Source organism: Blastococcus colisei (assembly GCF_006717095.1).
Taxonomy (GTDB): domain Bacteria; phylum Actinomycetota; class Actinomycetes; order Mycobacteriales; family Geodermatophilaceae; genus Blastococcus_B; species Blastococcus_B colisei.
The window spans coordinates 1,856,199-1,868,021 of sequence record NZ_VFQE01000001.1 but is presented as its reverse complement, the minus strand read 5'-3'; the positions used below and the strand labels follow the sequence as shown (position 1 = coordinate 1,868,021).

Sequence of the window (11,823 nt, the reverse complement as noted above, 5' to 3'; positions counted from 1 at the left end):
GATAACCTTCGTCCGTGGTGATCCGGCTCGAGGACCTGCTGGCGTCCTTCCGGCGGCACCTGCGGGCCGCCGCGAAGGCGCCGCGGACGATCGAGCTGTACAGCCAGAGCGTCCGGTACTTCTCCCGGTGGCTGGTCGACCGCAGCCGCGAGCCCGTGCTCGACGAGCTGACCCGGCACGCGATCAGCGCCTGGCTGGCCGAACTGGCCGAGACCGCGGAGCCCTCGACCGTCGGCACACGGCTGCGCGGGATGCGCCGGTTCTGCCGCTGGCTGGTCACTGAAGGAGAACTGGAGAAAGCCCCCACCGACGGCATCGAAATCGCGACCTCACCCGAAAAGCCGGTCCCGATCCTGTCCGACGAGGAGATCGCCGCCCTGCTCAAGACCTGCGCGGTCCCCCGCGGGCGGCCCGGCGCCTTCGACCGCACCGTCTTCCTCGGTCGTCGCGACGAGGTCGTCCTCCGGCTGCTGCTAGACACCGGCGTCCGGGTGTCGGAGCTGTGCGGACTCGACCTGACCGACGTCGACCTCGACCGGGAACTCGCCTACGTCACCGGCAAGGGCTCCCGTCCCCGCGTGGTGCCGTTCGGGGCCAAGACCGCCCAGACCGTCGACCGCTACCTGCGGGTTCGCGCCCTGCATCCCTACGCGCGATCCTCCCGGCTGCTGCTGGGCCAGCGGGGCCCGATGACCCCCGACGGCGCCCGGGACGTGCTGCACACCCGCGCCGCGCAGGCCGGAGTCACCGACGTCCACCCGCACCGCTTCCGGCACACCTTCGCCCACCGCTGGCTCGCGGGGGGTGGGCAGGAACGCGACCTGATGATGCTGGCCGGCTGGCGCAGCGACGACATGCTGTCCCGGTACGCCGCCTCCACGGCAGTCGAGCGCGCGCACGACGCACACCGCCGCCTCCGTCTCGGAGATCGGCTGTGATCCGGTGAAGACGAGGACGGACGGCTCCGCCGGCGTGCACTAGGAACCGCCAACAGCCGTCCGCCCACGTGGTCGGTCAGTTGCCCGCGGCGCGGTAGGCCTCGAGCACCTCGTCCTTGATGCGGCCCCGCGGCGAGACCGCAAGGCCGTTGGCCGCGGCCCACGCGCGCACAGCGGCGGTATCGATGCCGTTCGAAGCCGACCGGCCGGCCCCTGCAGAGGCGCTGCGACGACCGCGGCGCGCCCGTGGGGTTCGGTCCCGGTCAGCCGCCGAGACCGCCTCGGGCTTGGGCTCGCCAGATTCGGCGGCGTCCACCGCGGATTCACCGCCCTCGGCTTCATCCTCCGCCATCGCCTCCCGGTCGGTCTCGGCCTCCTCTGCGACGTCCCCTTCGGACACCAGTTCAGGCTGGACCTCTTCGGACTCGTCCTCCTCGGACTGGTATTTCACCGACTGGTCTTCCTTCGACTCGTCTTCCGCAGCTTCGGCCGACGCGCGACCGGACGTCGACCACTTCAGCTCCATTTCCAGCTCGATCTCGTCGCCGTCGACCTCCACCTCGAGCTCCCAGTCGACTTGGTCGGTCACCGACAGCTCCAGTGTGCTGTTTCCCAGCTGCACGGCGACCTTGCCGTCCTCCCGCAGCCCCTCGGCCAACGCCGCGATGAGGCGGGCGGCCTCCTGCCGGCTCAGCGACTGCTTCTGCTGGACCTTCACATCGGACACGGCGTTCTCCGTTCATTCGAGCGCGCCGCGCGGTGCGACGGCTGAGCTGTTCCGGAGTACATCACCCCGCCTGGCCGGGAGCTCAGGATCTGGCGCTCCCGGAACCGGATGCCAGAGCGATTCCAGACTTCCCGATGGCGCGGAGGGAGGGGCCACCGCGCCTCGGAGGTTCAAAGCGAGGATGTCGTGACGGAGCTGAATACCGACGAACCATCAATCGGGCGATTGGCCGGTCAGTAGTCACGCTTCCTCGCACTGCTGTCCGGCAGCCCGCAGCCACCGTCGCCGGCGACGCGCCGTCAGCTCGGGCAGTTCGGGCCGGTGCTCGCGCACGGCATCGACCCGATGCGCTTGCTGCTCGCTGCCGCATGCCTGGTCCGGGGGGCCACGGCCGGCGTGGTGCTCCACGCGGACGGCGACTGCCAGGCCCTGCCCGGCCTGCAGGCGGATCGGCTCCTGGTCCCCGGCTTCCCCGTCCTGGCCGCCGCACGTGAACGGATCGGCGATGGGACCGTGTACTCGTCCTTCCTCTGGCCGGTGGGCGGCTCGCACGCCCCCGGCGGATATGTGCGCGTCACCGTCCTGGCGGCGCCCGAGGACCTGCCGCCGGGGCTGACCGCCGTGACCCTCCTGTCACCGACGCCGGATCTGCACGGGCTGACCCCGCGGGAACTGGAGGTGTTGGGGCCTCCTGGTCGAGGGTGCCTCCAACCACCAGATCGCACGCACACTCGTCGTCGCCCCACGGACAGTGGCCGCCCACCTGGAACACGTCCTCCTCAAGCTCGGGGCACCGACGAGGACACTCGCGGCCGTCCGCGCAGAGCGGGAAGGTCTATACGTTCCGGCCCCCTTGCGCGGGCGGGCATCCGGTCCTCAGCGTCACGGATCTCGACGGGCCGGTGACTGACCCGGACGGTCGCAGTCATCTCAAACGGACGTCAACTACGGGTGACTCGTCGCAGAGCTTCGCGGGCGGGAGGGCCGGCATGCCCAGGAGGGTGGGCTGGCCGCGGACCGGGCCCGTGTGCGAGTGGTCGATGTGGCTCCTCGGCGTGCTCAGCTGGAGGTCGCGGGCGGCCAGCGCGGTCTCGCCGTAGCCCTGGACGCACTCGGGGTCGGGCCCGTCGAGCGGCAGGCCGGTGAAGAACTTGGCCGCCATGCAGCCGCCACGGCAGGCGTCGAAGTGGGCGCACTTCGTGCAGGCGCCGCCGGTCTGCGGGCTGCGCAGGTCGGCGAACAGCTCGCTGTGCTGCCACACCTTCTGGAAGCCGCCCTCGTCGCGGACGTTGCCGGCGAGGAAGTTCTCGTGGATGGCGAACGGGCAGGCGTAGACGTCGCCGACCGGGTCGATCAGGCAGACCACGCGCCCGGCGCCGCACAGGTTGAGCCCGGGCAGGGCCTCGCCGAACGCCGACAGGTGGAAGAACGAGTCACCGGTGAGCACGTTGTCGCCGTTGGCCAGCAGCCACTCGTAGAGCTCGCGCTGCTGGGCCTGGGTCGGGTGCAGCTCGTCCCAGACGTCGGCCCCGCGGCCGGACGGGCGCAGCCGGGTGATCCGCAGCTGGGCGCCGAAGGAGTCGGTGAGCGCCTTGAACGCGTCGAGCTGCCCGGCGTTCTCGCGGGTGACGACGACGGAGACCTTGAAGTCCTTCATCCCGGCCTCGGCCAGGTTCTCCAGCGCCCGGGTGGCGGTGGCGAACGAGCCGGCACCGCGGACCCGGTCGTTCACCTCCGCCGTGGCGCCGTCCAGGGAGATCTGGACGTCGACGTAGTCGGTAGAGGCCAACTGGGCCGCCCGCGTCCTGTCCAGCTTGATGCCGTTGGTGGAGAACTTGACCCCCACGTCGTGGCCGATCGCGTAGTCGAGCAGGTGCCAGAAGTCCGGCCGGACGGTCGGCTCACCGCCACCGACGTTGACGTAGAAGACCTGCATCCGCTGCAGCTCGTCGATGACCGCCTCGGCCTCGGCGGTCGACAGCTCCCGCGGGTCGCGCCGTCCCGAGGACGACAGGCAGTGCACGCAGGCCAGGTTGCAGGCGTACGTGAGCTCCCAGGTCAGGCAGATCGGGGCGTCGAGGCCGTACTCGAACTGGTCGATCAGCCGACCCCCGACCGGACGCTGGGGCAACACGGCGGTCATGCGAGGTCCTCCCGGAGCTCGATCATCTGGGAACGGGCGAGGTCGGCCAGCGCCTTCACGTAGGCGGGCCGCTGCGCCTCGGGGACGCCGCAGGCAGTGAGGGCCGCGGCGGCGCTCGGGTGGTCACCCAGCGCCTCGACGACGGTGACGAGGGTCTTCGACTTCAGGAAGGACAGCTTCCGGTTGCCGAAGTGGTAGACCAGCGCGCCGAACGGCTCCGGCCGCAGCGCCACCGAGCGGGCCCGCCGCCACGGCACCGAGGGGTCGAATGCGACCACGGTGGTCGCCACGGGAACGGCGGCGTTCAGTAGACGCCGCACATGCCGTCGATCGAGACCTCCTCGACCAGCGACTCCTCGACCAGGAGTTCGGCGCCGAGCGTCTCGTCCGCGACGGCGTCCTCGCTGGGCACGCTCGGGATGTGGGTTGACATGGACCCTTCCTCTCTTCTGTTCTTCTGTGTGGATGGTGCAAGGCTCGGGCGCCCACCAAGAGGACGAGCGACCGCAGCTCTGTGGGTCAGGCCGGAACGGGTGCGTCGGGCCCCTGAACCCCCAGGTTGCGCAGGAAATCGGGCGGGATCACGACGTCGCTGCGGCGCAGGTCGTCGACGGATCTGTGGCCGAGGCCGACCAGCGCCGAGCCCAGTCCTTCGCGGAGCAGGTCGAGGACGTTCTCCACGCCCGCCTGCCCGTTGGCAGCAAGCCCCCACAGGTAGGCGCGGCCGATCATCACGGCCTTGGCGCCCAGCGCCAGAGCCTTGGCGACGTCGGAGCCGCGGCGGATCCCCCCGTCGAGCAGCACCTCGACCTGATCACCGACGGCATCGGCGATTGCTGGCAGCGCGCGGATCGAGGCCGGAGTGCCGTCGAGGTTGTTGCCGCCGTGGTTGGACACCGAGATCGCGGTGACGCCGGCGTCGATCGCCCGCTTGGCGTCGTCCACGCGCATGACGCCCTTGAGCATGAACGGGCCGTCCCACTGCTTGCGCAGCCAAGCGACGTCGTCCCACGACGGCATCGGGGTCTGCATCCAGGCGCCGTAGGCACCGAAGAACGTCGGCGACGGGTCACCGGGGTTCGCCACCATGTTGGGCACGCGGAGGTCCGGCAACGTCCGGGTCTTGGCGAAGTCCCACAGCCAACGCGGCCTGAGCGCCACCTGCGCGGCGTAGCGGCGGCCCGCCTCGAAGTTGACCTTCTCTGGGATGAACGGGCTCCCCCAGTCGCGGCCGTAAGCGAACGACCAGTCCAGGGTGGCGATCAGCCCGACCGCCCCGGCCCGCTTCGCGCGGTCGATCCGGCCGGCCATTTCGTCCTTGGAGCCGACCCAGTAGACCTGGAAGACGGTCTTCGGGTTGGCGGCGACGACGTCCTCGATCGGCTTGGATGCGAACGACGAGAGTCCTATCGCGATGCCGCGGGCGGCTGCGGCCCGCGCCACCGCCACCTCGCCGTCCGGGTGCACCGCCTGCACGCCGGTCGGGCTGATCATGACCGGCATTGACACGTCCTGACCCAGCACGTTGGTAGCCAACCGCCGTTCGTTGGACAGCCCCGCCGTGTGCGGCGCGAAGCCGAGCTCATCGAAAGCCGACAGGTTGTCGGCGACCGTCAGCCCCTTCTCCGACCCCGCCACGAGGGCCCCGTACACACCCTCGGGCAGCCGCCGCTTCGCACGCCGCTGCGCCTCGGCCACCGTCTCGAACCACGCCTTCGACATGCCCGTTCCCTTGTCCTCGGGGGCCACCGCGCGAGCGCGCGGCATCGTTTCCGTGCACGCGGCCGTGCCGGCCGCGGACCTTCTTCTCACTGGCGGGCCAGGGAGAACCTCTCCAGCGCGTCTCCGGCGAGCTCCACTCCGAGGCCCGGACGCTCGTCGGCGCTCACGTACCCGTCCTTCACCGTGTGCGGCTCGACGAGCATGCCGTCCCAGCCCGGGCCGCCATAGGCGTCGAACTCGATCAGCGGAGCATTCGTGCAGGCGAGGATCATGTGCAGCCCAGCCGCGAGCGATATCCCGGTGCCCGACGAGCAGGCGATGTGCGGGACGCACTCGATGTTCCAGGCGCTGGCCATGTCGGCGATCCGCTTGGCCTCGGAGATCCCGCCGACGCTGGTGCAGTCGGGCTGGAGGACGTCGAACGTCCGGCGCGACAGAAGGTCTATGTACTCGAACCGAGTCAGCAGCGATTCCCCGCCAGCCAGGCGCAGCGAGACGCGGTCGGCGAGCCAGGAGTGGTCGTCGACGTATTGCGTGAGGCTGTGCGACAGGATCGGCTCCTCCAGCCAGGAGACGCCTAACTGCTCGAGCTCGCGGGCCAACACGAGAGCGGTCCGCCGGTCGAACGACATGTTGCCGTCGAGCATGATCTCGGCGTCGTCGCCGATGGCCACTCGAACGCTCGCGACCAGATCGACCGTCTCGCGCAGCGTCGGGTACGCCCGCAGCTTCATCGCGGTGAACCCGTCGGCGACCGCCCGCTCGCACTCCTCGACGATCTCCGGCGTCGGCTTCAGCGAGGGCGCGAAGTAGGCGCGCACGGCCGACTTCGCCGCTCCGAGCAGGCGGTACACGGGTTGCCCGCTGACCTTTCCGAGCAGGTCCCACAGCGCTATGTCCACGCCGCTGAGCGCGTAGGTCTCGATCCCGCGCCGGCCCCACATATGGGTGGCATCGAGCATCTGCCGCCACAGCGAGGAGATGTCCCGCGGGTCCCGGCCTACGAGCATCGGCGCCAGCTGGTCGTTGATGATCGGCCCCACCGTCGGGAAGTACTCGGCGGAGAACCCCGCCTCCCCGAGCCCGACGACGCCCTCGTCCGTCTCGACTCGGACGACGATGCCGCCCTTGACCCCGACAACCATGGCCCCCCAGCGCAGCGGCTCGGCGAGCGGGCTGGCGAGCGGGATCGCCTCCACACGTGTGATCTCCACGACGACCGCTCAGCCGTCGGCGCGCGAGAGGTAGGCGACGAGCGCCTCGGCGAACTGCGGCAGGTCGGCCGGCGTTCGGGACGTGATGACGTTGCCGTCCTCGACCACCGCCTCGTCGACCCAGGTGCCGCCCGCGTTGACGACGTCGTCGCGGATCGGCAGGTAGCCAGTCGCACGGCGCCCCTTGAGCGCACCCGCCGAGACGAGCATCCAGCCACCGTGGCAGATCGCCGCGGTCAGCCGGCCGGCGTCGTGCACGCCGCGCACCAGGTCGACCATCTCGGGGTGCAGCCGCATGTTGTCCGGGGCGAAGCCGCCCGGGACGACGACGGCGTCGAAATCCTCCGCCCGGACGTCGGCCGCCGCGCAGTCGGCCGCCATCGGGTAGCCCTCCTTGCTCGCGTAGCACCCCTTGGTCCCGCTGCCGACCACGCGCACCGTTGCTCCGGCGGCCTGCAACCGCAGCGCGGGATACCACGCCTCGAGGATCTGGTAGTCGTCCTCGATCAGCAGTGCGATGGTCTTGCCTTCCAGGCTCATGTCCTGCCCTTCCGTTCAGTTCTGCATTCCGGGGTGCATGACTTCGCGGTCAGCTCATGACGAGGCCGCCGCTGACGTTGATCGCCTCGCCCGTGAGTGCCGAGGACGCGTCGGAGGCGAGGAAGAGGCAGACATCGACGACCTCGCGGGCGTCGATGAAGCGCCCAATGGGCGCCGACGTCCGCCACTGCTCGGCGATGCCCTCCACCGTCGTCCCCTCGGCCTCGGCGTGACCGCGCATCACCTCGTCGAGGTGCGGGGTTTCGACCGGCCCGGGACAGACGGTGTTCACCCGGATACCGTCCAGGGCCGTCTCCAGGGCAAGGGTCTGCGTCAGCCCGAGCACCGCCCACTTGCTTGCGACGTAGGCCGAGCGGTGCGGCAGGCCGCGCTTGGCCACGTTCGAGGCGATGTTGATGACCGTGCTCCCCGGGCGGCCGGTCATCTGCCGCAGTGCCGCGCGGGTGCAGAGCATCGTGCCGGTCAGGTTGACCTTGAGGGTGCGCTCCCAGGCGTCGAGCTCGAGGTCGCGCACCAGCGCGACCGGAGTGCCCAGTGCGGCGTTGTTCACCAGGATGTCGACCGGGCCCCACAGCTCCTCGACCCGGGCGAAGGCGTCGGCGACACCGACCTCCGACGTGACGTCGAGGTGGATTCCGACGGCGGTACCGCCGTTCGCGCGAATCGACTCGACGACAGGATCCGTCGGCTGGATGTCGGTCACGGCGACCCGTGCACCTTCGCGGGCCAGGCCCTCGGCGATGTGCGCGCCAATGCCCTGGGCGGCGCCCGTCACGAGCGCCGTTCGTCCTTCCAGTCGCACGATTGTCCGCCTTCCGGTGTTCATGGGAGTCGTCCCGATCGTGGGACGGATGCCCTGCCGTCGGCCGGCGGCAGGAGAGGGAGCACCGCCATATCCCTGCCCGGCGGAGGCTGGGCAGGGATATGGCGGCGGGGCTACTGGCCGCGCCCGTGGGCGAGGCGCTGGTTGGCGCCGACGGCGAGCAGGATGATCGCGCCCTGGACCGCCATCTGCAGGTAGGGCGAGATCAGCATGAGGTTCATCAAGTTGCCGGCGATGCCGAGGATCAGCACGCCTAGCACGACGTCCTTGATCTTGCCCTGGCCACCGCTGAGCGGGATCCCGCCGACGACCACCGCGGCGAGCGACATCAGCATGAACTCGCTCCCGGCGGACGGGCTCACGCTTCCCGTACGGGCGAGGAAGAGCAGGCCCGCCGCAGCGGCGAAGACCCCGGCCGCCCCGTAGACGAACATCTTGATCCGCGCCACCGGGACACCCGACAGCCGAGCAGCGGTCTCGTTGCCGCCCACGGAGTACAGCATCGCTCCTTGCTTGGTACGGCTGAGCACAAGGTGGCCGACCACGATCAGCGCGAACCACAGGAGCACGGGCACCGGCAGGATCCAGACCCTCGCGTCCCCGAGATCCTTCAAGAGCTGGTCCGGCTGAGTCACCGGGGCCCCCTGCGTGATCATGAAGGTCACGCCGACGATCACCAGGTATGTCGAGAGCGTGATGATGAACGGCGGAACCGGGGTTCGGCCGGCAATCACGCCGTTCACCACGCCGACCACCAGGCCGACCACCAGACCGGCGACGATGGCCAACGGCAACGGCAGGTGCGGCAGGAACTGCGGATCGGCCGAGCTGCTGTCGCCGATGACCAGCGCGGCGAGAATCGCGGTCGCCCCGAGGGAGAGGTCGAGCCCCTTGCTGATCACTGCGAACGCCTGGGCCATGGCCAGAACACCCACGACGGAGATCTGGTACAGCACGGTCGTCAGGTTGCTCGGCCGCACAAAGACACCCTTGCTGAGCACGATGGCCGCCAGGATGAGCGCCACGAGCACCCACACCATCGCGCCGCCGGGCAGCCGCCGACGGTTCGCGTTCCCCCGGCCCGGCTGCGACGCCTCATCGGCGGCCGGCCGCGCCACGCTCTTCGAGACGGTCACGAAGTCCTCCCCACCAGGTGGTTGCGGCGCCGGAGCACGGCCGGGACGGCCACGGCCGCCAGGATCAGCAGGCCCTTCAGGACGCTCTGCAGGTACGAGTCGACGTCCCCGAGGTTCATGACGTTCGTGATCATGAGGTAGGTGAGGACGCCGATCATGGCCTTGATCAAGTTGCCGGAGCCGCCGTACAGGCTGACCCCGCCGATGACGACGGCGGCGATGGTGTCCAGCTCCCAGCCGACGCCGAGCCCGGGTAGGCCGCTGCTGGCGCGTGCGGCGAAGAGGACACCCGCCGCTCCGGCCAGCAGCCCGGACAGGGCGAAGGCCGTCATTTGCACCCGGGCGACCGAGACGCCGGCCAGCCGGGCGCTGTCGGCATTGCCGCCGACGGCGAAGAAGTGCAGCCCCGTCCCGGTCAGCTTCAGGAACGCGAAAACTACCGCGACGAGCACTGCCCAGATGACGAACAGGAGCGGCACGAATCCAAAAGAGGTGCTGTTGAGCTTCATGAAGGTGGGGTCGGTGATCACGATGCCCCGGTTGGAGATCGTGAAGGCCACCCCCTGGGCGATTCCCATGACACCGAGCGTCGCGACGATGGGCGGGATCCGGCCGACGGTGACCGCGAACCCGCTGAGCAGACCCAGTGCCGCGCCGCTTCCGAGCGCCACGAGGACGCCGAGCAGGCCCATGCCGTCAAGGGTGGAGGCGACGACTATGGAGCTCACCGCCGCCACGGCGCCCACCGAGAGGTCGAAACCGCCGGCGACGATGACCACGTACTGGCCGATCGCCAGAACTCCCAGCACCGCGGCCTGGCTCAGCAGCCCTTGCAGGTTGAACGAGGTCAGGAAGTTCGGGCTGACGATGAAGCCCGTGAGCACCATCGCGAGAAACAGGATCTCCACCGCTCGCCCGGACAGGCCGGACAGGAAGCGCGCTGACCGGCGGTGACCGACCCGCGGTCCCGTGCCCGTCGTCTGCGGCCCCGTGCCGGCGTCAGGTTCAACCCTGGCAAGTATCTTGTTCGTCATGACGCGATCGCCGCCGACCTGGGCACTGCGTGGCTCATGATTACCTCTTGGGTGGCTTCTTCTCTGGACAATTCGCAGGTCACCCGCCCCTCGGCCATGACCAGCACCCGATCACTCATCCCGAGCACCTCGGGCAGCTCGGAGGACGCCATGAGGATCGAGATCCCCTCGGCGGCCAGCCGGTCCATCAGCGCATAGATCTCGCTCTTTGCACCCACGTCGACCCCGGCCGTGGGCTCGTCGAGCAACAGGACCGACGTACCGCAGGCCAACCACTTCCCAAGCACGACCTTCTGCTGGTTCCCGCCGCTCAGGAACCGAACGGGCTGCGCGGCGGAGGGCGTCCTGATGCGCAGGTCCTCCACGTAGCGACGGCACACCGCCGCGACCTCCCTGGCACGCACGACCATGCCGCGGGACAGCCGCCCCAGGGAGGGCAGGGTGAGGTTCTCCTGAACTGAACGGGACAGGATCAGCCCAGCGCCCCGCCGGTCCTCGGGCACCAGGCCGATCCCGGCGTCGATGGCCTGCCGTGGAGTCTTGGCCCGCAGGGGTGATCCGTTCAGAATCACGGCCCCGCTGTCGGCGGGCACCGCCCCGAAGATGCAGTTGAGCAGCTCGCTACGACCGGCGCCGACCAGCCCGGCCAGCCCGAGCACCTCGCCGCGCCGGAGGTCGAAACTGACGTCTTCGAAGTGGCCGCGCCGCGTGAGGGCGCGCACGGACAGAACGACATCGTCGCCCACGACCGCCGTCTTCGTGTACTGGTCGCTCAGCTCCCGGCCGACCATCGCGCGGATGATGTCCGGCACCGAGGTGTCGTTGACCATGCGGGTCTGGACCCATTGGCCGTCGCGCATCACCGTGACCCGGTCGCCGATGCGGATGAGCTCCTCGAGCCGGTGCGAGATGTACACGATCCCCATTCCCCGGGAACGCAGGCCCCCCACGATCTCGAACAGGGCCTCGAGCTCGTGGCTGCTCAGCACAGCTCCGGGCTCGTCCATGATGAGCACCCGGGTCTTCCGCGACAGGGCCTTCGCGATTTGCACCAGCTGTGCGTTGGCCGCGGTCAGTTCGCTGACCGGTGCATCGAGGGGCAGAGTCACCCCCAGCTCGTCGAGGACGCGCCGGGTCTCCCGCCGCATGCCGGCCCGGTCGAGGGCGCCGGAGCGAGTGCGGGGTTCGTGGCCGAGAAAGACGTTCTCGGCCACGGTCAGCTGCGGAACGAGGTCGGTCTCCTGGTAGATGGCCGACACCCCCAGCCGGTGCGCCAGGGCCGGCCGGAGGCCGGCGTACTCCTGACCGTCGATCGTGATGACGCCCTGGTCCGGATGCTCGGCGCCGGTGAGCATCCGGATGAGCGTGGACTTGCCGGCGCCGTTCTCGCCGATGAGGCAGTGGACCTCTCCGGCGCGTAGGTCGAAGTCGACCCCACGCAGGGCAGCGACACCGGGATAGCTCTTGGTGATTCCGGTCATCCGGACCAGGACGTCGTCAGTCACGTCGACAGCACTCCTTGCTA

13 protein-coding genes are annotated in these 11,823 nt (G+C 69.9%); 2 read left to right on the top strand and 11 right to left on the bottom strand.

Annotated elements, in window-relative coordinates; translation table 11 throughout:
- Window positions 1-14: 14 nt before the first annotated feature.
- Complete coding sequence (locus tag FHU33_RS08885) at window positions 15-938, top strand: tyrosine-type recombinase/integrase (protein ID WP_142025030.1); 924 nt, start codon at window positions 15-17, stop codon at window positions 936-938.
- 76 nt (window positions 939-1,014) lie between these two features.
- Here FHU33_RS08885 and FHU33_RS08880 read toward each other — a convergent pair whose 3' ends face one another.
- Window positions 1,015-1,665 (bottom strand): amphi-Trp domain-containing protein, encoded by a 651-nt coding sequence (locus tag FHU33_RS08880; RefSeq protein WP_142025029.1) that lies wholly within the window; start codon window positions 1,663-1,665, stop codon window positions 1,015-1,017.
- A gap of 691 nt (window positions 1,666-2,356) precedes the next feature.
- On the opposite strand from FHU33_RS08880, the gene FHU33_RS25745 reads away from it, so the two are divergent.
- Window positions 2,357-2,575 (top strand): response regulator transcription factor, encoded by a 219-nt coding sequence (locus FHU33_RS25745; RefSeq protein ID WP_342778679.1) that lies wholly within the window; start codon window positions 2,357-2,359, stop codon window positions 2,573-2,575.
- A 15-nt stretch (window positions 2,576-2,590) separates the two neighbouring features.
- Here FHU33_RS25745 and mftC read toward each other — a convergent pair whose 3' ends face one another.
- From mftC to FHU33_RS08825, 10 genes are all read right to left on the bottom strand, one after another.
- Window positions 2,591-3,808 carry a mycofactocin radical SAM maturase gene (mftC, locus tag FHU33_RS08870; protein ID WP_142025028.1) on the bottom strand — a complete coding sequence of 406 codons (1,218 nt, stop codon included), beginning with the start codon at window positions 3,806-3,808 and terminating at the stop codon, window positions 2,591-2,593.
- Complete coding sequence (gene mftB / locus FHU33_RS08865) at window positions 3,805-4,128, bottom strand: mycofactocin biosynthesis chaperone MftB (protein ID WP_170182376.1); 324 nt, start codon at window positions 4,126-4,128, stop codon at window positions 3,805-3,807. Before mftB ends, mftC begins: the two co-directional genes overlap by 4 nt.
- Window positions 4,113-4,241, bottom strand: coding sequence for a mycofactocin precursor MftA (gene mftA, locus FHU33_RS08860; RefSeq protein WP_246063423.1), 129 nt, complete (start codon window positions 4,239-4,241; stop codon window positions 4,113-4,115). The genes mftB and mftA overlap by 16 nt, the downstream gene beginning before the upstream one ends.
- 86 nt (window positions 4,242-4,327) lie before the next feature.
- Window positions 4,328-5,575, bottom strand: a complete 1,248-nt coding sequence (gene mftD, locus FHU33_RS08855; RefSeq protein ID WP_246063421.1) for a pre-mycofactocin synthase MftD — start codon at window positions 5,573-5,575, stop codon at window positions 4,328-4,330.
- 41 nt (window positions 5,576-5,616) lie between these two features.
- Window positions 5,617-6,744 (bottom strand): mandelate racemase/muconate lactonizing enzyme family protein, encoded by a 1,128-nt coding sequence (locus FHU33_RS08850; protein WP_142025026.1) that lies wholly within the window; start codon window positions 6,742-6,744, stop codon window positions 5,617-5,619.
- A 9-nt stretch (window positions 6,745-6,753) separates the two neighbouring features.
- Window positions 6,754-7,284, bottom strand: coding sequence for a type 1 glutamine amidotransferase domain-containing protein (locus FHU33_RS08845; protein ID WP_142025025.1), 531 nt, complete (start codon window positions 7,282-7,284; stop codon window positions 6,754-6,756).
- Window positions 7,285-7,333: 49 nt separating this feature from the next.
- Entirely contained in the window at window positions 7,334-8,080 is a 747-nt protein-coding gene (locus FHU33_RS08840) for an SDR family NAD(P)-dependent oxidoreductase (protein WP_170182375.1), read from the bottom strand.
- A gap of 161 nt (window positions 8,081-8,241) precedes the next feature.
- Entirely contained in the window at window positions 8,242-9,264 is a 1,023-nt protein-coding gene (locus FHU33_RS08835; RefSeq protein ID WP_142025022.1) for an ABC transporter permease, read from the bottom strand.
- Window positions 9,261-10,172: an ABC transporter permease gene (locus FHU33_RS08830; protein ID WP_170182374.1), complete on the bottom strand. Its 912-nt coding sequence runs from the start codon at window positions 10,170-10,172 to the stop codon at window positions 9,261-9,263. The genes FHU33_RS08835 and FHU33_RS08830 overlap by 4 nt, the downstream gene beginning before the upstream one ends.
- Before the next feature lie 122 nt (window positions 10,173-10,294).
- Entirely contained in the window at window positions 10,295-11,803 is a 1,509-nt protein-coding gene (locus FHU33_RS08825; RefSeq protein ID WP_211355050.1) for a sugar ABC transporter ATP-binding protein, read from the bottom strand.
- Window positions 11,804-11,823 lie beyond the last annotated feature (20 nt).

Coding starts and splice junctions, on each gene's coding strand:
- mftD (WP_246063421.1), bottom strand. CDS start 5,575: ATGCCGCGCGCTCGCGCGGTGGCCCCCGAGGACAAGGGAACGGGCATG.
- mftC (WP_142025028.1), bottom strand. CDS start 3,808: ATGACCGCCGTGTTGCCCCAGCGTCCGGTCGGGGGTCGGCTGATCGAC.
- FHU33_RS08845 (WP_142025025.1), bottom strand. CDS start 7,284: ATGAGCCTGGAAGGCAAGACCATCGCACTGCTGATCGAGGACGACTAC.
- mftA (WP_246063423.1), bottom strand. CDS start 4,241: ATGTCAACCCACATCCCGAGCGTGCCCAGCGAGGACGCCGTCGCGGAC.